The organism is Vibrio sp. ED004 (assembly GCF_023206395.1).
Taxonomy (GTDB): domain Bacteria; phylum Pseudomonadota; class Gammaproteobacteria; order Enterobacterales; family Vibrionaceae; genus Vibrio.
Window position 1 is genome coordinate 327,799 of the sequence record NZ_CP066150.1, and the last position, 22,374, is coordinate 350,172.

General features: G+C 45.2%; 14 protein-coding genes and 1 pseudogene. 9 read left to right on the forward strand and 6 right to left on the reverse strand.

The annotated features are described in order from the left end of the window. Nucleotides 1-43 precede the first annotated feature (43 nt). Nucleotides 44-2,107 (reverse strand): ATP-binding protein, encoded by a 2,064-nt coding sequence (locus ITG10_RS19030; protein ID WP_248387072.1) that lies wholly within the window; start codon nucleotides 2,105-2,107, stop codon nucleotides 44-46. 208 nt (nucleotides 2,108-2,315) lie between these two features. Here ITG10_RS19030 and ITG10_RS19035 point away from each other — a divergent pair, with 208 nt between their 5' ends. The 4 genes from ITG10_RS19035 to lhgO all read left to right on the forward strand — a co-directional run bounded on the left by ITG10_RS19035 (nucleotide 2,316) and on the right by lhgO (nucleotide 8,622). Then, on the forward strand, nucleotides 2,316-3,659 hold the full coding sequence (locus tag ITG10_RS19035; protein WP_017632027.1) for a sigma-54 dependent transcriptional regulator: 1,344 nt from the start codon (nucleotides 2,316-2,318) through the stop codon (nucleotides 3,657-3,659). 318 nt (nucleotides 3,660-3,977) lie between these two features. Beyond that, the gene (locus tag ITG10_RS19040) at nucleotides 3,978-4,991 is read left to right on the forward strand and encodes a TAXI family TRAP transporter solute-binding subunit (RefSeq protein WP_010432072.1); all 1,014 of its coding nucleotides are present in this window, start codon (nucleotides 3,978-3,980) and stop codon (nucleotides 4,989-4,991) included. A 213-nt stretch (nucleotides 4,992-5,204) separates the two neighbouring features. Beyond that, nucleotides 5,205-7,382, forward strand: coding sequence for a TRAP transporter permease (locus tag ITG10_RS19045; protein ID WP_017632028.1), 2,178 nt, complete (start codon nucleotides 5,205-5,207; stop codon nucleotides 7,380-7,382). A gap of 25 nt (nucleotides 7,383-7,407) precedes the next feature. Next, nucleotides 7,408-8,622 (forward strand): L-2-hydroxyglutarate oxidase, encoded by a 1,215-nt coding sequence (gene lhgO, locus ITG10_RS19050; protein ID WP_017632029.1) that lies wholly within the window; start codon nucleotides 7,408-7,410, stop codon nucleotides 8,620-8,622. A gap of 171 nt (nucleotides 8,623-8,793) precedes the next feature. Here lhgO and ITG10_RS19055 read toward each other — a convergent pair whose 3' ends face one another. From ITG10_RS19055 to ITG10_RS19075, 5 genes are all read right to left on the reverse strand, one after another. Next, entirely contained in the window at nucleotides 8,794-10,344 is a 1,551-nt protein-coding gene (locus tag ITG10_RS19055; protein ID WP_017632030.1) for a M28 family metallopeptidase, read from the reverse strand. 143 nt (nucleotides 10,345-10,487) lie between these two features. Further along, nucleotides 10,488-12,872 carry a M4 family metallopeptidase gene (locus ITG10_RS19060; RefSeq protein ID WP_017632031.1) on the reverse strand — a complete coding sequence of 795 codons (2,385 nt, stop codon included), beginning with the start codon at nucleotides 12,870-12,872 and terminating at the stop codon, nucleotides 10,488-10,490. A gap of 552 nt (nucleotides 12,873-13,424) precedes the next feature. Then, nucleotides 13,425-13,700 (reverse strand): hypothetical protein, encoded by a 276-nt coding sequence (locus ITG10_RS19065; RefSeq protein ID WP_017632032.1) that lies wholly within the window; start codon nucleotides 13,698-13,700, stop codon nucleotides 13,425-13,427. A gap of 135 nt (nucleotides 13,701-13,835) precedes the next feature. After that, the gene (locus tag ITG10_RS19070; RefSeq protein WP_026084368.1) at nucleotides 13,836-15,155 is read right to left on the reverse strand and encodes an ATP-binding protein; all 1,320 of its coding nucleotides are present in this window, start codon (nucleotides 15,153-15,155) and stop codon (nucleotides 13,836-13,838) included. 36 nt (nucleotides 15,156-15,191) lie between these two features. After that, nucleotides 15,192-15,896, reverse strand: a complete 705-nt coding sequence (locus ITG10_RS19075; RefSeq protein WP_026084369.1) for a response regulator — start codon at nucleotides 15,894-15,896, stop codon at nucleotides 15,192-15,194. 287 nt (nucleotides 15,897-16,183) lie between these two features. On the opposite strand from ITG10_RS19075, the gene ITG10_RS19080 reads away from it, so the two are divergent. From ITG10_RS19080 to betB, 5 genes and pseudogenes are all read left to right on the forward strand, one after another. Beyond that, nucleotides 16,184-17,281, forward strand: coding sequence for an alpha/beta hydrolase (locus tag ITG10_RS19080; RefSeq protein ID WP_248387073.1), 1,098 nt, complete (start codon nucleotides 16,184-16,186; stop codon nucleotides 17,279-17,281). Between the two features lie 224 nt (nucleotides 17,282-17,505). Further along, a pseudogene (locus ITG10_RS19085) lies at nucleotides 17,506-19,188 on the forward strand (LruC domain-containing protein). A 9-nt stretch (nucleotides 19,189-19,197) separates the two neighbouring features. Beyond that, complete coding sequence (locus tag ITG10_RS19090; protein WP_017632037.1) at nucleotides 19,198-19,707, forward strand: hypothetical protein; 510 nt, start codon at nucleotides 19,198-19,200, stop codon at nucleotides 19,705-19,707. A 428-nt stretch (nucleotides 19,708-20,135) separates the two neighbouring features. After that, on the forward strand, nucleotides 20,136-20,738 hold the full coding sequence (gene betI / locus ITG10_RS19095) for a transcriptional regulator BetI (protein ID WP_017632038.1): 603 nt from the start codon (nucleotides 20,136-20,138) through the stop codon (nucleotides 20,736-20,738). Nucleotides 20,739-20,843: 105 nt separating this feature from the next. Beyond that, nucleotides 20,844-22,304: a betaine-aldehyde dehydrogenase gene (betB, locus tag ITG10_RS19100; RefSeq protein ID WP_017632039.1), complete on the forward strand. Its 1,461-nt coding sequence runs from the start codon at nucleotides 20,844-20,846 to the stop codon at nucleotides 22,302-22,304. Nucleotides 22,305-22,374 lie beyond the last annotated feature (70 nt).

The following is a 22,374-nucleotide window of genomic DNA, read 5'->3' on the forward strand; positions in this document are numbered from 1 at the left end:
TAGTGACTCAATAGAATGGGGTGCTTAAGCTCAATGTAAGTAATTACTTACTATCGACATTCTTCAGCGTTAACGTAAATGTCATGCCTTGGTCTGAATTATTCTTCGCAATTAGGGTACCTTGCATATCACGCACGTTGTTTGCCGTGATAGCCAACCCGAGTCCTAAGCCTTCCCCCATTTTTTTGTTGGTGTGAAACGGTTCGAAAATGGTTTCGAGTTGATCTTCAGACACACCACAACCGTTATCTTGAACCTTGATGACCACGCGTTGTTGCTCGGTATGAGCGCTGATAACAATGGTCGCTGGTTTCTGATTCTGCGTGGCATCGACAGCGTTTCTAAGCAGGTTACCAAGCACTTGTCTAAGTCGCGCCTCTTCTCCCATTACCATCGAAATATTGGAAGCGACACGCACGCGGATATCGACGTTTTCCAATTCGGCTTGATGAATACGCAGGGTTTCTTGCAGCGCGTCTGTCAGTGAAACTGGGTAAGGCTTTTCCAGTCTTTGGAAGGCGAACGACTTCAATTGGCTGGTCATGTTAGCCATTCTGTCGATTAGGCTCATGACTAAGTCCATGTTCGCTTTCAACATCTTAGTCTCACCCCTTTCCATCAGTAGCTGGTTGCTTGAAAGCAGGGTTTTTAGGCCAGTAAGCGGCTGATTGAGTTCATGAGTAATCGCACTCGACATACGACCTAATGCGGCAAGTTTGCTTGATTCAACCAACTCTCGCTGCGCATCTTTTAGATCTTGTGTTCGCTCTTCTACGCGCAGTTGAAGTGTTTTATTGGCTTCCTGAACTGCAATCTCTGCTTTCTTACGTTTACTGATATCAATCACGGTACACAGGTAATAGGTCGTGGCATGCCAAGGAAAGGCGCTAATAGAGAACAATACTGGGAAATAGCTGCCATCACTGCGTCTTGCCATGGTTTCAACGCTGGTGATCTCGGCCAGTTCTTGGTGTTGCTCTAAGTTCTTGAGTAGCTGCAACGTGGTTGAATTCGGATTGCCCGCTTCAAATAACTGCCACGCCTTAATGTTGTTGATCATCGAATCGGACAGGCAGAAGTAGTTCTTCGCCATCAAGTTAATGTCGTGGATATGACCGTGCTTATCGATCAGTACAAGTCCAACGTGGGTCTTGTTTATCATTCCTGATAGGCGCTTTTCCGACTCTTCGATTAGCTTTTGGATTCGCAGATTACTGAGTTTTTTCTGGCGTCTTTGATAAAGAATCACTAGCAATAGCATGACGAAAAGACAAGCCACCGCTACGCTCCAGCTGATCCAACTCGTGGTTTGGTTGAGGCTGGTTAATGGCGTTAGGTAGGTTAATCGCCAGTTGAGATCGTCTAACTTGATCGACTGAATCAGATAGTCTTTACCTTGCAGTCGCCACACGCGAATGTGGGTTTGGTCATACAACTCACGCTTTGTGGCTGTCGGCTGAGAGTTGAAGTTGTCATTGAACCAGTCGGCACTCAGCTTGTTGTCGCTGGAGAGAAAGAACTGGTCACGAGGGTTCTGGAACAGTATCGCTTCACCATCGGCAAACCATTGATCGGTTAACAATGACAAATCGATTTGTACTGCGACAATACCGACTACATCAGAGGCTCGATAAACGGGTGCGGCAATGAAGTAATCGGGCGTCACGCCTTTGTTTTTTGTCACCAGCGAAATCGCACCACCTTGCTGGTGAATCTTAGAAACAATCGTGCTGGCGTTTTTATTGCTCAGTTTGCTTCTTTCGACACTCGATACCAACAAGTCCCCTTCGCCAGAAAGCAGATACCAACCCTTGGTATTAGCGGCTTTATCCAATTGAATCAGTTGTTTCTTGATGCGTTTTTCAAGGCGGTCTTCACCATCGATAAAACGCACCGTGGTTTCATCATTGGTGACTAGGTAGGGCAGATAGTAGAAACGTTTAAGGGTTCGCCTTGCTTCGGCAATGTAACCAAGGAAGCGCTGTTCGGCATAGCGTTGGGCTTGCTCAAGCTTCCACTGGCTGATGCCATTCTTGGTGGTGACCTGCACCAAACCAATCAATAAACAGGCACACAGGAATAACCAATATCGATTTTTGTTAATCATGCTTGATTAAATCCTTTTAAAATTATTGAGTTGAAAAGCTGCGTTTTATTACCACATGGAAGGTTGAATCTGGAACAAATTGAAGCTAGCAAACATTATAAAACTGTTAAAGGAGTGTTATTCAAAGTGGGAGCTAGCTCCTTTTAGTCTGCGGCTTTTTTACATACCGTGGTCGATATTATTTAGGTGTAAGCGATGGGAAGAGATCATGCAACGTATTGCTTTGATTGAAGATGACGCAATTGTGCGTCAAGCAACCAGCCAATGGTTGCAGTTGGCAGGCTTCGATGTCACCGCTTTTGAGATTGGACAAGACGCGTTAGATGCGGTCGTGGAAGGTGATTTTCAGACCATCATTAGCGATGTGCGCTTACCTGATATTGATGGTGTTGAACTGTTAAGTCGCTTTAAAGATTTGGTGCCAGAAGTACCTGTTATCTTGATCACCGGACATGGTGATGTCGATATGGCCGTTAAGGCATTACAGCAAGGCGCGTATGATTTTATAGAAAAGCCGTTCGATCCAGAGCGTTTGTCTCAAACGGTATCGGAAGCGGTAGATAAACATCAAAGTGGTCAAGATAGGATAAATCGTCAAAGCTATTTGGATAACCTGAAGGGCATTGAACAAGTTCTGATTGGCCGCAGCAAAGTGATGTGTGCATTACGAGAACAAATACAAAAAGTCGCTTCCATTGATACCAACGTGATCATTTATGGTGAAACTGGCTGTGGGAAAGAGCTCGTTGCCTCTTGTTTACATAAATTTAGTCAGCGTAAACCTCATCCTTTTGTGCCACTAAACTGTGGTGCGATTCCAGAGAATCTATTTGAAAGCGAGCTGTTTGGTCATGAAGCCGGGGCATTTACTGGTGCTGCCAAGCGACGAATTGGTAAGCTTGAATTTGCCGACAAAGGTACGGTCTTTCTTGACGAAATAGAAAGTATGCCGTTGTCGATGCAAGTCAAAGTGCTACGTACTTTACAAGACAATGTTGTTGAGCGTGTCGGTGGTAATCAACAGCAACATGTTGATTTAAGAATAGTTTCAGCTTCGAAATGCGACCTTTTAAATCATCCGGACTTTCGCCAAGATCTTTTCTATCGTTTGAACGTTGCTCAACTGCATTTACCTCCCCTTAGTGAACGAGAAGACGATGCTCTTATCCTTTTTGAACACTTCACTCAAGAAGCGAACAGCGAAACCCGAGCGGCCAGTGAAGCCGATCGCTATGCCTTGTTGTCGTATGCATGGCCGGGCAATGTGCGTGAACTGCGCAATGTTGCGATTCGTTTTGCGCTGGATGAAAGCCAGACCGTTGGTGATATTTTGGCGTGTCGTCCTAATTCTGTCACAGAGTCTACAACGGCAGGCATCCCGTTGGCGGTTCAAGTGCAGAGCTTTGAACGGAAAGTGATTCATGATGCGCTAGCGCGGTATCAGGGACGCATCAATGACGTGATGCAAGACTTGGATTTACCTCGTCGAACATTGAACCAAAAGATGGTGCGTTATGGGTTGAATCGAAGTGACTACGTCGATTCTCAATGATCGGTTTGACAGTCGTGTTTATTGGATATTGATGAGCAATAAATGGCTCATCGTATATTTATCACTTTATAAACATTGATCACATAAATATAACATGATGTGACCTGACTACCTTTAAGGGGATGTTAACTGCGGCTTTGGATAAGCAAAAAATAGCTTACTCATTAGTAATGAAATAAGCAAAAAATGGCTTACTTTAGGTGGCTTTTAAAATAAATTATAATAAAAACAGTAGTTTAAAAATTGGCATTGTGCTTGCTATCTAGTGATTTTTGTTAACAAAAATATAACGTGAATAACCCTACATGGAGAGTAACAATGAAATACAACAAGCTAGTTAAAACTTTAGCGATAGCAATGGCTTCTCTTGGCCTTATCAGTAATGCGTCAGCTGAAGAAGATCGCAGCTATATTTTAGCGACGGCCTCAACGGGTGGTACTTACTATCCGGTAGGTGTGGCCTTAGCGACATTGAGTAAAGTTAAGCTTGCGCCTAAGCAGCACTTTTCTTTAGCGGCTATTAGCTCTGCGGGCTCGGGTGAGAACGTAAAGTTGTTGAACGAGAACGAAGCTCAGTTCGCCATTCTACAAGGTTTGTATGGTGCTTGGGCTTGGCAGGGTTTGGGGCCATATGAGAAATCTGGCAGACAAACTCAACTGCGTTCAGTTTCCATGTTATGGCAAAACGTTGAACACTTTATTGTGCGTTCAGATCTAGCAAAAACAGGTACGGTAAGCGATCTAGAGAACCTAAACGGTAAGAAATTCTCTATCGGTAAGAAGAACTCTGGGACTGAAAACTCAGGTCGTCAAATCATGCAAGGCTTATCCGTGGACCCAGAACAATTTAAACTCGCCTTTATGGGTTACGGTGGCAGTGCGAGCGCATTACAAAATGGCACAATTGATGGTATGAACACGCCTGCTGGTGTTCCTGTTGGTGCGGTGACGCAAGCCTTTGCAGCACTGGGTGAAGACATTCAAATCCTGTCGTTTACCGATGCACAAATCAAACAAGCGAATGGTGATTACAATATTTGGACCAAGTATGAGATCCCAGCAAACACTTATCCAGGTGTCGATAAACCAATTACTACGATTGCCCAACCTAACTTCCTAGCGGTTCGTGAAGACATTTCTGAAGAAGATGTGTATCAACTGACCAAAGCTATCTATGAAAACCTACCTTTCCTACAAGGTATCCACAAAGCAACCAAAGCAATGGCACTTGAGAAAGGGATCGCAGGCCTTCCTGTTCCGCTTCACCCAGGTGCTGCTCGTTACTATAAAGAAGTGGGTATAGAAATCCCTTCTGAGTTGATCGTCGACTAACCCTTTGTCTTCGATTAGCCATTTATCTTTAACTCGCTATTTGGCGTGAACTGAATATTCGCGTTAATTAATTGCTTGGTGCGTTTTCATCTGTTTCGGCTACTTTGTCTGATTTGACCGTCTCCGTCTTGTTCGATTATTTGAAGTGAAAACGCACCACCTTACTTTATGGATTTTCTCTGCGCGTTTGGCTGTGGAGAGCAGGAGTTTTCTATGAGCGATTCGCTGCAGCAGGAACTGAAAAAATTCGAATTGCCTACCCGAACAGATTTCCCTTGGGTAGGCAAAGCAATAACGACAATGGGAGTGATACTCTCCCTCCTACATATTTGGTTTAATACTTTATCTACCTTGCCAGAGCTTTGGATTTCGGCGACGCATTTCGCTGGTTTCGCAATCATTTGCGCACTTTGGTATCCCGCCCATGTCTCGCTTAAAAAAAGCAAAATAGCATTAACTATCGATATTGGGATTGCCTTGGCTGCTTTAGCTTGCCTTATCTACATTCCCTTTGCCGAAGATGCGTTGTATGACCGAGGCGTAAAATTTATCGCCAGTGATTGGTTTTTCTCTATCTTGGCGATTGCCATCGTCATTGAGCTGATTAGACGCACTATGGGCTGGTTCATTCCAGTGCTTATCTTAGTGTGCTTAAGTTATGTAGTGCTTTGGGGACAATGGACCAGCGGTATTTTTCATTTTCCGGGTTTAAGCCTTGAGACGTTACTTTATCGAAGCTTTTACTCATCAGAAGGGATGTTTGGTTCGATCTCAAGAATCAGTTGGACCTTCGTGTTCATGTTCATCTTATTTGGCGCATTTTTAGTTCGATCTGGTGTCGGCGACTACATTATTGATGTATCCCGTGCCGCGGCGGGTAAAGTGATTGGTGGCCCTGGTTTCATTGCCGTTATTGGCTCCGGCTTGATGGGCTCTGTCTCCGGATCGAGTGTAGCAAACACAGTATCAACGGGCGTGATCAGTATTCCTTTGATGCAAAAGGCAGGTTTCCCTTCGCGTTTCGCGGCAGGTGTTGAAGCGGCTGCATCTACTGGCGGGCAGCTGATGCCACCTGTGATGGGTGCGGGTGCGTTCATCATGGCGTCTTATACGCAAATTCCTTATGTCGATATTATTGCGGTTTCCTTTGTTCCTGCGCTTATCTACTTTTTGTCTGTGGCCTTTTTCGTGCGTATTGAAGCGAAGCGTAGTGGTGTACAAAAGGTGACCTCTGGCTGTGAACCTTTGTTAAAGGTATTGCTGTCGGGTTGGCACAACCTGATCCCATTGGCCGTGTTAGTGACTTTGCTCGTTCAAGGCTTTACGCCGACTTACGCTGCGGGTATTTCGATTCTTTCTGTGGTGGTGGCATCATGGTTCTCTAAAAATCACAAAATGGGACCGAAAGCGATCATTGAAGCGTTGTCTCAAGGCGCAAAAAACATGGCGACAACGGCTGTGTTATTAGTTGGTATTGGTCTAGTTGTTAATGTCATTAGCACTACGGGAATTGGTAACACCTTCTCTTTGATGATCAACAGCTGGGCGAATGGCGAGTTACTGGTGATGATTGCGTTGATCGCACTGGCGTCTTTGATTCTGGGTATGGGGTTACCAGTAACGGCGGCTTATATTGTGTTGGGAACATTGTCTGCTCCTGCCTTGTATAAATTGATTGCTGAAAGTCAGCTGCTCGACTTGTTGGTGTCAGGGCAGCTTCCTGAGCAAGCTAAAGCCATCTTTATGTTGGCTGCGCCAGATAAGCTTGATCTATTGAACGCACCGATGGCGTTGGAAACGGCGAAAGAGATGATTGCGTTGGTTCCTGCTGATTTTGTGGAAACTCTGCTTGAACAGAGCCTTGGCTTAGAAGCAATCAGTCTCGCACTGCTTTCGGCTCACTTAATTATTTTCTGGTTATCGCAAGACAGCAACGTGACTCCGCCTGTTTGTTTAACTGCATTTGCGGCTGCAACCATTGCTAAAACACCCCCGATGAGAACAGGCTTAATGGCATGGAAGATCGCCAAAGGCTTGTATTTAGTACCATTGTTGATTGCCTACACTAACTTGGTAAGTTGGGATGTGACCTCCGTTTTAGTCACGGGTGGCTTTGCTGTTATTGGTACTTACGCGTTTATCGCGGCGATTGAAGGTTATCTAGAGAGCGAAGTTAATATTATTACTCGAGTAGTGTTGGTTGCGATAGGTATAGCTCTAGTATGGCCTGATGTTTCAGTCGTGATCCGTTTGGTATGTGTTGCCATTTTTGTTGGTATCTTTATCTACAGCGGTCGTAAATACGATGCTAATCAAGTGAAAAAGGAATCAGAAAGTGAGGAAAAAAAGTCACCTCAAACCGGGTCTAACACTGTCGCGTCTTCCCTATAATTAAAGGATTGAATGTAGGAATATTATGAACTCAACATACGACTATATTATCGTTGGTGGTGGCATTGTTGGTGTGTCGACGGCATGGCAATTACAGCAAGCTCACCCTGATAAAAGTATCCTTTTAGTCGAAAAGGAGCGTGGCTTCGCGCAGCACCAAACTGGCCACAACAGCGGTGTGATTCACGCGGGTGTTTACTACGCTCCAGGCAGTTTAAAGGCCGATTTTTGTAAGCGTGGCGTAGAGCGAACTATCGCCTTTTGCAGCCAACACGATATCCCAGTCGAAAACTGCGGTAAGCTGTTGGTCGCGACCAATGAGCAGGAAGTGGAGCGCATGAACGCGCTCTATCAACGTTGTCATGATAACGACATTGATGTCGATCTCTTAGATCAAGCGCAACTGAAACTTGCAGAGCCAAACATCACGGGCTTGGGCGCGATTTATGTCAAAACCACCAGTATCGTCGACTACAAAAAAGTCACAGAAGTAATGGCTCAAGAGCTTGTTGAGGCGGGTGGCAAGCTCAGTCTCGGCACAGAAGTGATCATGGCGGATGAGCAAGAAGATGAAGTGCAGTTAACGTGCAAAGTAGATGGTCAAACTCTACAACTGAACAGCCGATTCTTGATCACTTGTTCTGGTTTGATGGCCGACAGAATGACCAGCATGCTTGGCATTGAAACCGACTTTCAAATCGTGCCTTATCGTGGTGAGTATTATCAGTTGGACGCGAAACACAACCAGGTGGTGAATCACCTTATCTATCCGATCCCTGATCCAGAACTGCCTTTCTTGGGGGTGCACTTAACACGTATGATTGATGGCTCCGTAACAGTAGGGCCAAATGCAGTTCAAGGTTGGAAGAGAGAAGGCTATGGCAAGCTAAACTTTAGTTTTAAGGACACTTGGCAGATGTTGAGATTTGCGGGCTTTTGGAAAGTGACTGCGAATAATATGAAAACCGGTTTGATCGAGCTTAAGAACTCGTGGTGGAAGCCGGGCTATCTAAAATTGGTCAACAAATATTGCCCGAGCATTACGGTGTCAGATTTCAAACCTTACCCAGCAGGCATACGCGCTCAAGCGGTGCTCAAAGATGGTACCTTGGTACATGATTTTCTGTTTGCCGAAAGCCCAAGAAGCCTGCATGTGTGTAATGCGCCATCGCCAGCAGCGACCTCTGCAATGCCGATTGGTGAATACATTTGTGGCAAGGTGATCAAAAAAACGTCTTAACTGTGAATTAAACTAATGGCTTGTTTGTTCGAACAGGGCTGTTCATAGCAAGTGAAGAGCGTAGATGATAAAAAATCCGCCAGCTCCATTCTATTTAGGATCGAACTTGCGGATTTTTGGTTTTAGCCGTGTTTGCTCGGGTTAGTGGCTAGCAAGCAACTAAACTTAAAGCTAATCAGGAACAAAGTTAGCGACGATGGTGACATCGTTAAAGTTACGGTAGCCGCGCACCATGATGTTGAATTCACCCGCTGGCTTGTTCAATACACACTGCTCGTTGCTACTGTTCTGGTATGGGCGGCAATCGTAGCTTGTTTTCGATACTGTACCATTGTGTTTCACATATAAATCCGCATCACCACTACGAGAGCCTGTTAATGTCACCGTTAACTGACCTGCACTTTCCGTTGTAAATGTGAAGAACTGCTCTTCACCATATCCTGCAGTAAGCCCTTCAACAGGCACGTCATTTTGCAGCTCTTTAGAGCCTGCAACGGGCGAATCAAGGCTGGTTTCGACAAGGTAAGCAATGGCCAGTTTGGCGAACTTGGTCGCATGTGTCGCTGTTGGATCGGAGTTCTCAAGCGTGTCGTGCTGAGTATGAATGTTTGGGTTGTAATCATTGAACATGCTCTCGAATGGCATGGCGGCTGGGTAGCCAACATTGTGCCAAGAGGCGTGGTCAGAACAGGCATAGCCACAATCATCGAAACCGTAACTGATGTCGCTGGCATAGGTGTCGATCAGCTCGCTTAAGTAGGTGGTTAAGTTACTGTCGGTATAGTCTGTGATGAAGGTGATATCGTGCGCCGAACCGTTGTAGTTGGTCATGTCTAATTGCAGTACCGACACAACGTTTGCTTGTTCGTCTCTTAATGCATTGGCGACATCTTGTGAACCACGTAGCCCTACTTCTTCTGCAGCATAACCATAGAACTTAATGGTTTTGTCTGGCTGAATGCCACTGGCGATCATCAGGCGAAGCGACTCTGTTACCGTTGCAATACCAGACGCATCATCATCGGCTCCCGGTGAGATGGTGCCTTCGCTTGTCCAAGATCCAACGGTCGAATCAAGGTGTCCACCAACCACGACGATCTCTTCAGGATATTTAGCGCCAAGCAGTGTCACTTCAACGGATTTCTGTGGGTATTCGGCATGCGTGATCTGGCGTGCAGACGCATACGGCACATCCTTAATTTCTGTTTCCCAACGCTCTAAAAGCCAATCTGAAGCAGCAACACCAGTAGAAGTAGTATAAAAACGGTTGGTGAAGTTGGTTAGATTTTCAATGGTCGAGACCATGTTGTTCGGCTCGATCTGAGCGAGTAGGTCGTTCACTGTGTCTTGATGGCTGATTACCGGCTTTTCGAAGGTGCTCATTGTCAGTGGCATCGCTGCGGCTTTGAGTGCGCTTGCTTTGTCTTCGTGTACCATGTAGCCACCACAACGGTGGGTTTCTTCGTGCATGTGGCTGGATAGTTTAGCGAGCTCTTTCTGGTTGATTTTCGCGACGATGGAATGCTTGTTTCCCGTCACGCTTGGGTAAACTGTTGCGCCATGTTGAGTCATTATATGCTGTGCGTCAGCATCGGTGGTGATCCAAACCTCTTGGTTCGCTGGTGGTGTGATGCCTAGGGATGCGTAAGCCGAAGTACTGTTGATTAAGGCTAGAGAACCTCCGAGTACAGCCAAAGCTAGCATGCTTTTTTGAATAGCCATTTGTCGTCCTTTTTATGGTGATTATTGTTATCTTGATGGGTGTGATTTTTGTGTAATGCGTGGATGTTTTTGTGTAGATGTTTCATGCGCTAAACAGACAATAGAGAAAAGGGCCCCTTTCGGAGCCCTGAATTTGCTATTGATTACTGTGCTTTAATGAAACGGTAGTGCTTGGTTTCTGAACAGATATCGCTTGAGGTACACACTTGGTACTCGACATCTACTGTGCCGTTGTGACGGAACTTGTCGACGTATGAGTTGAAGTCTGTCGCACCGACATTCTTGCCATTACGCTTAATCACGAAGTAGTCGTTGGTGTCGTAATCCCATGCCAGCTTAACGCGAGCCTTGCCGTTCGGTTTTTTGTTACCAAACTTCAGTTTTAGTGGGAAGCCTTCCGCTGAATCACCTTCAATCGTGATCGACTTGCTTGTTGATGTCGCAACACCTGCATCGTCAGTCACGGTTAGGGTAACCACGTAGTCGCCAGTTTCAGCATAGGTATAACGAGTCACTTCACCTGTTTGCGTGTTGCCATCGCCTAGGTTCCATTGGTAAGAAACGATTTGGCCATCGCTATCCGAACTTGTGCTGCGCAGCTCTACTTCTTTGCCTACAACCGTATGTTCGAAAGAAGAAACTGGCGGTACGTTAGCGTTGCCTGATTCGTACGATGCTTTTAGATTTGCACCTGCGTAATCTGAGTAGCCTAGAATGTTCACTGTGTAGCGACCTGAAGTTGGGTTCTCAATCACACACACTTCGTCAGTCACGCTTTCACTCTTACAGATATTCTCTTGCGGGCTTGGTGCGTAATCTAGGCCGACATACATATCTGGGTCACCCGTAGAAACAGCAAGATCAATCGTCAGCTTGTCTTGGCCTTCTGGTACTTCGATATCGAAGTAAGTTTTTGAGCCTGTTTCACCAGCAACTGCAGCTTCAACACCATTCTCAAGACGTTGATATTCCGGTTCTGGCGGAAGTGGTGGCTCGCCACAAGGGGATACGCCCACTAAGTTGAACGCAGAAACCACGTCATCGGCACTGTAACCAAGGTCGGTTGCTGAGTTCTTCACGCCACAAGCGCCCTGCCAGAAATCACTGTTTTCAGACCAGTAGATTTGATTGGCTAACACGAACAGTTCGAACGCTTTTTTAGTATCCCAGCCTTGCGTGGTTGCAAGGTGGTAGAACGCTTTGTTGAACACACCTGAGCTGTAGTGTACGTTCAAGCCATCGTAGTATTCAGATGCGTTGTTGATTGAAGAGCCATCGCGTGATGGGTCGTCCATGTAACGCAGTGCGCCTTCGCCTTTGAAGATATTGCGGCCGACCATCCAGTCGTTAGTGCCCTTCATGTAGTATTCAGCCGCTTCACCGGCCATATCAGAGAAGGCTTCGTTCATGCCGCCCGATTGGTTTGCGTAGATCAAACCTGAGTTTTGCTCTGTGAAACCGTGGCTCACTTCGTGCGCTGATACATCTAGGCTTACCAGTGGGTAGAAGAAGCTTTCACCATCGCCAAAGGTCATTGCCTTGCCGTCCCAAAATGCATTCTCGTAGTTTTCACCGTAGTGAACACGCATCATGAGTTTGAAAGAGAGTGGTGCTGTGTCGAACCAGTTTTTATACATGTCGAACACGATGTTACCGAAGTAGTGTGCGTCGTTCAGTGGCGAGAATGCGCCGTTCACAGACTTGTATTCGTTACGAGGACATTCATAACTGTAAACGGTGTCGCCGTCTGTCGCGCCATTTAGGTTAACCGTGACAACATTTTCCGACTCCATAACACACTCTGTGCCATTTTCTTGAACATCAAGGTAGTGGTAGTCGGTACCGTACTCGTACATGCCTGTTTTTTCATTACCACCAGGGCCTGTGCCGATCTGAGCGTGTGCAATACCTTCCCAGCGGTCGATGACTTCACCCGTATGCGCATCGAGCATGGTGAATGGTCGAGTTGGGTGCTCACTGCCTTCGACAAGGTAAGAGACAACGTAAACAAGGCGTGTTTTGTCCGCACCTTGTGTGCTAATGCCTTGTTTACCTGATCCTTGGTTGGATGTGCCCTGATAAATAAACAAGTCATGTTGGACATTGTCTAGAGATTTGCTGGTTAAGCCTTGAGTCTTAAGATCTTTACTCGCCAGTTCAATCGCTTGAGCGCTGTTGATGGAGGGTTTAACAAAAGAACGCTCTAGGGTTGTTGTCTTAAGGTAGCGGCCTTGAACGGATTTAAGTGCACCGCCTTGAACACTTTGAGTTGCATTTAGGTAGTGCCCCCATACTGGCGTTCCCCAGATGTTTTGCTGGATCTTCACTTTGTAGATGCCACGCTTTTTGAGGTTTACTTCTTTAACCATCTTGAAGCTAGAAGCATTACTTACACCTAGCTGGGTGTTTAACCCAGAAAAGTTAGTAAAGTTGATCGGTTGATCAATCTGAACCGATTCATTTGCATGCACTGACAAAGACATAGCACTGGCTATAGCAACGGCAACTAAACGCTTTCTTATTTTCATTGTTATTTTCTCTTTCCATGTAAAATCAAAGAAAAAGTAACAAAATTCTCACAGCGAATTTACATCATTCGATCTGATTAATTAGTAGCATGGCAATGATCTCTTTTATTCATGAAACTTATATTTATCGTATTTACAGATAGTTATCATTTCTGTTTATTTTTGAACGCACTCATAGGTTTTATTTATAAAATCATGACACTTTTATCAAGTGTTAATTATTCTTGGAAATTAAGATTTTTGTGCAAATTGATCTGTGCCTCAATTAACGAGTTTCGGGTTGATAGAAGGAACAACGATTTGGGCGTGTCAGTTTGAGCGAGAGGCTATTAAGCGAATTTAAGGGATATTTTGATGATAAATCGAAGATTTTCTGGCTTATTATTTCGAATTGTTAGTTATAACAGGGCTGGGTAATTAAGAAGTTCTTTGGCACAGAGCACAAAACCGGTTGGATGAAAAAAGCCAGCGACGAGGTCACTGGCTTAGATGAACTTAGTTTGTACAGGCTACGATTTAAGGCGCGTAACTTAAGTATGCAACGATAGCGAATTACTGCTTCTTACCGCCAACTTGAACGTAGTCGATACCGATAATACGGTTGATGATACCCAGAACAGAGCTTGTGTCAGAGTTTGTAGAGCGAATAGTTTCAACCGTAGCGCCTTCAGGTACCAATTCCATTGCACGATCTTGTGTGTTACCAGGAACTTGGAAACCTACGATGTTGAAGCTCTCAGCGTGCGCTGTGTAAACTTCTTCGTTGTGGCTGATACCTGAACAACCTGCTAGAGAAACAATGCCTAAAACAACTAATAACTTTTTCATAAAAATACCCTAAGAATGATTGGAACCTAGATGGCAAGGCACAAAGGCAGTGGCATGATTATCTAGATTTAATAAGTTCATGGGAGACAGCATCTCCCGACCGATGTTGAACATTATTCCAGAGGTGTTTTGTCGTTACTGTATGGGTTTGTCAGCTGAATTATTACATAGCTGAATGGTTATGATGAATACTGCACCCTTTAAGGCATGGCTCTGACCCACTTCCACGGTTGCGTTGTGTTGAGCACAGATCTTCTCGACGATAGACAACCCTAAACCATGGCCACTCTTGGCTTTGTTACGCGCTTTATCGCCAACGTAAAACGGTTCAAACAAGCGAGCCTGATGCTCTTGAGTCACACCATCGCCATCATCATGTACAGCTATCTGCAGTTGCTCTTGATGCGCGCTGGCTTCAATTAACACTTGAGAGCGTGCGAATTTCATGGCGTTGCGTACGAGGTTATCTAGAGCGCGGTTCAGCAGTATTTCATCCGCAAGAATCTCGTATGGTTGGTGTGGCAGTGATAGGTTGATATCGAGCTCAGTATCTTTATTCCAACGTGTCATTGCGTGACCAAGAAAGTCATTTATCTCGACAGGCTGCTGCAAATTTTCGAGGTCGCAGCTATCTAGCTTGGCGTAACACAATAGCTCGTCGACCATCTTCTCCATCTCTTCAGTATCCTCCACAATGCTTTCTACAGTCTTTTGTTGAGACTGATTGAGCGGTGTGTCTTTAAGCATTTCAGCTTGCCATTGGATACGGAATATCGGCGTGCGCAGCTCATGGGCGACCGCATTTGTGAGCGAGCGATTACTCTCAATCAGTCGGTGAATACGGTCTGCCATTAGGTTGAAAGACTTATTGAGTGAGCCAATTGCAATGCCACTTGAGGTTTCGGCTCGCGAGGAGAGATCCCCTTCTGCAAAGGCTAGCGTCGCCGATTCAAGCTTCTTAACTCGGCGGAAGATGATAAATAGGTGGCATACGCCGTATAAGATAAAGCTGGCTAGGAAAAACAACCAGATGAGGTCATCTTCCAATTCTATTTTTTGCCTAACGAACGCTTCGCTGTTGGGTAGGTAATGATAGGTATTGTCACTGCTTGCTAAGCGAAACCAAAGATCACGCTCATCATCGTGAAAGATAAAGGTATTTGGGTTGGTCGAGAAGAACTCTGAAACAGAGCTTGGTATTTCATCTTTTGGATTGAACGTAATCAGTTTATTTCGAGTGGTTTCGACAAACTGGTTCATGGCTTGTTGAGCCGCTTCAAGCCCCTGATTTTTTGCGATGTTTTCTATGAGTTGCTGGTGGGCTGTTGCTTCATAATCTTGCAGAACATATTCGTAGTCAGTATTGAGCTGATAGACACAGATTTCGTAAGCGACAATGCCGCCCATGAAGCAAACTAACAGCCCTAATAGGGACTCCAAAAAGATACGTCGCATAATCGCTCTCTTTCATTACGCTCGTACTGAGCGAAGTTAATGCCAGGCGGTTGAAACAAACAAGTAGCCTTTACCGCGAATGGTCTGAATTTTCTCTGCTGGTGTGTGGTCGTCGCCCAAAATCTTCCTTAGACGTACGACCTTGTTGTCAATCGTCCGGTCTATTCCGTCGTACTCAATCCCGCGTAATGTTTGCGTCAAGTAGTCACGAGATAGCGGCGTATCTGGGTTGCTTGCCAATAACCAAAGTAAGTCGAACTCGCTGTCAGTGAGTGATAAAACCGCACCTGAAAGTTCACACTTCTTATAAGTGTTTTTCAGAACGAGTTGATCAAACTGAAGGGTGTCTGAGTCATCGACTGAAGCGGTATTGGTGTCTTGGCGGCGTAATAGCGAACGAACTCTGGCCAGCAGAACTCTTGGTTTGATTGGCTTGGTGACATAGTCATCAGCCCCTGTCTCTAAACCAGCGACGTGATCAAAGTCGTCATCGCTAGCGGTGAGCATCAAGATTTTACCTTTATAGTGCGTACGCGTCTGTCGGCAGATTGTAAGTCCATCAGTTACAGGAAGCATCAAATCCAGCAGTACGATGTCAGGTTGTTCCTCGAGGATGGTGTGTGCGGCATCGCTACCATCATCCAATACCGTGACATCAAAATCTTGCGCTACAAAGTAGTCCTGCAACATTTTCTGAAGTTTCAAATCGTCTTCCACGATGATCATTTTAGGTTTTGTCATTCCATTATCAGCCTTGTCGTGCGTTTCACTTATTGAGATTAGGTGAGCGAGTCTTCGTCGTGATGAATTATTACGATTAGACGCTGTTGCATATAAGTTCACATGCTTCGCCAAATACCTAAAGCGAATGATTAAACACTTTATAAGTTAGTTCAATGATGAATTAGCATTTATAGGGAAATAAAAAACATTGTTCAAATAAGTTCGACATTCTCATACATTCCCAAGACAGATCAATTCAGCGCTAAACAATAGAATTTTCCCATCAAACATTTTGGGAATGACGCATGAATAACTATAGAAAAACGTTACTGGCACTGCCTTTGATTATTTTAGCTGGGTGTAACTCAGGTTCAAGTTCTGGTAACGCAGCGACTAAAGCACAAGTGAAACCTAAGGCGGATTACGTATTTTCGTCAGTAAAATTAGGTAAGTTGTATCAAGAGCGAGAAGAGCTTCAAGAGTCAATGAAACTGACCTATAACGGTGTGCAGTATGACCAAATTCAATTTGCTGAAGACATCAGTGAGAAGCAAAAAGTAGTAAGGCTTGCGAGCCGTTTAGGTCAAAGTGTTGACCTGTACTTTCCTGATGCAGGGTTTGATAGCTGCGGTATCTACACTGAGAGCAAGGGTTTGGATGTGTTTGATTGCGGCGCGGCGCTACGTTCTGTTTCTAATGAGACCACGTTAATCCAAACAAAAACGAACAGTGCAAAAGCAGTTGAGCTTGAGTACCAAAATGAGTTGTCGCAATACGTGACGAGCTTGGGTTCGACGATTCTGAGTAAGACCAAAAATGGTAATACGGTCACCATCACCACTTCATTTGCTTTCAATGCTTTTTACCGAGATGTGCTCAAAGAGACTGGCGCTGTTGAGCGAATTCAATCGACTTTGGGTGCATCCACCTATTCTCAGCTTTTTGATATCGTAAAGTTGTACCCGGGTAGCGAGATGACGTTGAAATTCACCAATCATATCGGTGGTAGTGCTGATGACGAAATCAACATGTACACCGGGCGCATGATCCACCACAACAAGATGACGACAGTCGTTACTGCTACGGGTTCGGTGTTCTCGGGTGGCACGGATCTGTTCGCAGCGGGGAATCCACGAGTTCTGCAACGGGCTGATACCACCAAAGCTATTGAGCTGAATAAGCAGGTGGGTGTGCATAGCTGGGCTGAGGGGGATAAAACGGCTAAAGAGTTCCCATACACCAACGAGAGTCATCGCCAACAAGCGACCTATTTCAAAAAGGTGATAGGAGACAAAGGAATCGATTTCTACATCTTCACTTTAGATTCTGCCCCAGCTTCTGGTGAGCACTGGATGACGAAAGCCGACTCGGATAAGTATGGTTTTATTACCCGTATTGAGTAAGTTCTAAAAGCATAGTTCTCGATAGTTCTAACTCTTAGCAAGGTTGATAGTGACTCCGTCGTTATCAACCTTTTTTGTGTTTTCTTTTTCACTTCAACTTCATTCTCAAAATGAGAATAAATAAGTATTAACATCTAAGTGATTGTTAAATAAAATATTAATTACCAGCACTATCTTTGCTCTATCTCTCTTTACACGTTTAAGGCTAGTGAAGAGGGAACATAATGAGAAATTGGAATTCAATCATACTGTCTAGTTGCTTGATGCCATGTGTTGCGCTGGCGTTGACCACTGCGGGCTTAACATTTGAGTCTGGGGCGGATGCGTCAAACTATTCTGCAAAAGGTAAACCCAACAATACCTATTCAATATCAGAGTCACTTCCGCAAGATGTTTTAACTAACGTCTATTCGATGCTACCTGAAGGTAGTACGGTCAATAGTGCATTCATTGCTCCTGAGCGTTATTCAAGTATTGATATTGACGATGAGCTAAATGGCGCGGAATACGCCACTGTATCTTTGACGTTCCTCAACGAAGGGGCGGGCTATCGAAATACACTCGGTTATTTTGTTTTTGATACCGACAACCCACCTGCAACTAAAGATGACATCAACGCACACGTTGTGGTGTTTCCTAATACATCCGTTGCTGATGTTGGGGAAATGCAAGAAGGGGATACCATCGATCTCAATGTCCAACTCACCGCGGGTCAAACGTTGGCCTTCTTTATCATTTCGAATGGTTGGGGCTGGGAAGGATCTTATAACAACATTCCTTGGCTTGGTGGTTGGGGAACGCCTTTCTATAGCTATCCTGCTTTGAATCCAGAGGCGACCGCTGAAAATAGAAGACACAATGTTGCTTTCCTTGATACCGAGAATGAGTTCTTGGTGCTTGGTTTTGAAGATATCTACCGACCTAGTGGAGACAATGATTTCAACGACTTGATCTTCACGGTTGATGTTACTCCGTTTTCTGCGGTTGATGGGGTTAACAAAGATGGTACAACAGACTCGAAATATGAGGTGCTTGTTCAAGAGAACAATGAAGACGTGACAGTGACATCGGTTTACTCAAGTTCGAATAGCTACGCAACGATTGCTTTTGAGGATAACTGGCCACTAAAAGGTGACTACGACTTCAATGATGTGGTTTGGCGTTATCAAGTAACGGAGCAGCTTAACGGTCAACGAGAACTCAAAAATTTGACCGTAGATTATACGCTTCAAGCGATGGGTGCAGGCTACTCGAATGGTTATGCAGTGAAGTTGCCGAATGTTTTGCCTGCGAATGTAGCGTCTACCACACTAACTCGTAACGGCGTCGCTGTAGGTCACACGATTCTGCAAACGGGAGAGAGTGAAACGATATTGATGGTGTCAGAAAATCTAAGAGAAGATTTGGAAAACTTAGGTGAACTTACAGAAAGCTGTGTTTTCTACCGAACCCAAAGTGCATGTTCTGGGGTACAAAATGCTGACGTGCTTAACTATGAATTGTATGTGGAATTTACCACGCCAGTTTCTCGAGACGACATCGGTTACCCACCTTATGACTCGTTCATTTTTGCTGCTGACGGTACGTATCATGGTGATTTTGTCGCAAGCCCGCCGGGTATGACGTGGCAAACTCACTTAAAAGAGTTTTCAGGTACCAGTGATATGAATAATGCTTTGTTTAACAGTCATGATGATAGCTCTTCGGGCTCTTAATCGTTCAAAACCAGCAATAACATGCCATGGGTTATTAATATTCGAGACGAATGGGATCACCCTGTAGAACTGGTTGATATCAGTGATGCGTATACGTCATTCCCTACATGGGTAACCAACAGCGGTGAAACCGATGGTGAATGGTATAAAGCATCGACCACCAACAAAGTTATATCAGCGACAGATGAGTAGGAGAGCACCATGAATAAGATAAGCAAATTAATCACCATGACATCCTTCTCACTCGTAATCAGCGCTTGTGGCGGCGGTGGAGGAGGAGGCGGTGGTAATACGAGTCCATCACCTGCGCAGACTCCAGCTGCGACACCGTCTCCAACGCCAGCTCAATTGCCTGCGTCTGCAGTCCAACCTGCCGCGATCAGTACGTCTGACATTGTGGCGCCTGTTGGTTTCTCATTCGATATCGGTGAGAAGATCAGTTTGTCGATGGACTACACGGGAACGACGGCAGGGGCTCTTCATTTGTACTCTGAGTCAGCATTTGTCATGAGTAACGGTGATGTTGTCGCTGACCCTTTGTCGAGAATCACCACGGTGTACCCCACTCAAATCGATGTTGTGGAATTAGAGGTTAATGGGAACTGGGAGCAAATTTACGCTCGTTGGGTGCCGATGAGCAGCAGTGAGCAAGAGCAAAGTTGGGTGATCTCACTGGATCAATCGAGTAATAGTTACCACTTGGCATTTTAGTTGAACTAACCACGCTTTGTTGCCTCGATATTGGTGATAAAAATGAGAGCACCTAATTTGATAAAGGTGCTCTTGTCGTATCTGATTTTCATTCCTGCTCTCGATCAATCTCGCCATCGATTTTCTCTTCTTAACCACAAACAACGATGCTTATTCTTTGTATATCACCCATTTCGGCTCAGAAGACAAGTGGTTGATTTTTGTTCTCATTGAGCGAAAACATTTGACCATTAACTATCACACCTCAAATCTTTAATTGATTTCGTTAGTTCCCTAAATGATATTTAACTGTTTGTTTTTAAATAACTTGTTGGTTTTTGAGTGCTGTGTTGTTACGAGTTTGTTTTAAATAATCATTTGAACCCTAACTAAATTTCTGTCATTTTATATTTAACTGAACGTTCAATAAAAAATAAAAGGACTAAGAAATGCCGAAGGTTGGGATGCCTGACATACGTAAACCACAGCTTGTTCAAGCGACCATGACGGTGATTGATCGAGTCGGTTTGCATGCCGCGAGTATTGCGTTGATCAGCAAAGAAGCGGGAGTCTCTACCGGCATTATTAATCACTATTTTGGTGGCAAGCACGGGCTGATCGAAGAGACCATGCGTGAAATCCTTCGCCAACTGTCCAATACCATTACCACCGCGCTCAAAGCGCTCCCTGCTGACGTTCACCAGCAGAGGATTAATGCCATCATCGACGGTAACTTTGAAGGTTACCAAGCAGAAAATAAGGTGGCGAAGACGTGGTTGGCATTTTGGTCGTATTCGATGCATGACCAAAAGCTAAAAAGACTCCAGCGCGTGAATGAAAGACGTTTGCTGTCGCATTTACGCCTTGAATTGAAAAGTATTTTGAATCATGAACAAGCAGATCTCGTTGCTCACGGGATCGCGTCTCTGATTGATGGTTTATGGCTGAGAGGCACGTTAAACCCAGATGGTATCGATGCTCAGAAGGCGCGCGCCATCATCAACGATTACCTTGATAAACAACTGACGTTCTACTCGTGCACTACCAAATAGAACGTAGTGTTAGAACTAGAACAGCACTAGAACGACCAATACTTACACCCAACATTTAAACTAGACCAGTAGAGTCTAATAACAATAATTAAGTCAGAATCTCAAATGGAAATGAACTCGTTATACATTGATGGCGCAGCGGTCAAAGCTACGTCTGGTGAAACCTTTGATAGCATCAACCCAGCAAACGGCGAACTTATCGCCACGCTAGGCCAAGCCTCTGCAGCGGATGTGGATCGCGCTATTGAATCCGCGAAGCGTGGCTTTGCGGCATGGTCAGCAATGACAGCGGTAGAGCGCAGTCGCATTCTTTTGAAGGCCGTTGAAATCCTTAGGGCTCGAAACAATGACCTTGCTAACCTTGAGGTTGTTGATACAGGCAAGCCGCTGCAAGAAGCCATTGAAGTGGATGTGGCGTCTGGCGCTGATGTTATTGAATACTTTGCGGGCCTTGCTCCAACTCTACAAGGCGACCAACAACCGCTGAGCGAATCTCAATTCTTTTACACACGCCGCGAGCCTCTAGGCATCTGTGCTGGCATTGGCGCGTGGAACTACCCTATCCAAATCGCGATGTGGAAATCAGCTCCGGCGCTTGCTGCGGGTAACTCGATGATTTTCAAACCTTCAGAAGAAACGCCGCTAACCGCGCTCAAATTTGCGGAGATCTTTACCGAAGCTGGTCTTCCTGATGGCGTGTTCAACGTGGTTCAGGGTGACTACCGTGTGGGTCAAATGCTAACGGCGCACCCAGACATCGCGAAAGTCTCTTTCACGGGTGAAACCGGTACGGGTAAAGCCGTGATGGCTGACAGCGCTAAAACGCTGAAATCAGTCACTATGGAGCTAGGTGGCAAATCACCAATGATCGTGTTTGATGACGCTAAATTGGATGATGCAGTTTCCGCTTCGATGGTCGCTAACTTCTACACCCAAGGTGAAGTGTGTACCAATGGTACTCGTGTTTATGTGCACGAAAACATCTACAACGCATTCATCGACCAACTTAAAACACGCACAGAGAAGCTGATCATTGGTAACCCAATGGACATGGAAACTCAGATCGGCGCGTTGATTTCTAAAGAACACCTTGCAAAAGTCCTTGAAGCGATTGAGTTAGCCAAACAGTCGGGTGCAACCTTGCTGACGGGCGGCTATCAAGTGACAGACAACGGCCTCGAAAACGGTAACTTTGTTATCCCAACCGTGTTTGTGGATTGCGAAGACCATATGCCTCACGTTCAACAAGAGATCTTTGGCCCAGTGATGTCGGTAATGAAGTTTACTGACGAAGACGATGTGATTCGCCGTGCTAACGATACTAAATACGGCCTTGCTGCTGGCGTATTCACGCAAAACCTTTCTCGCGCTCACCGCGTTATTCACCAAATACAGGCGGGTATTTGCTGGGTGAACACGTGGGGTGATTCACCAGCAGAAATGCCTGTTGGTGGCTACAAGCTTTCGGGTATTGGTCGTGAAAATGGACCAGAGACTCTACTCCACTATACGCAGACTAAGAGCATTCTTATCGAACTTGGCGACTACGCCAGCCCTTATGCCTAACGCGTAACACTCAATTTTATGGGCTAGCTTAAAGTAGCTAGCTCTACTGACTCACCTCAGGGAATAGATA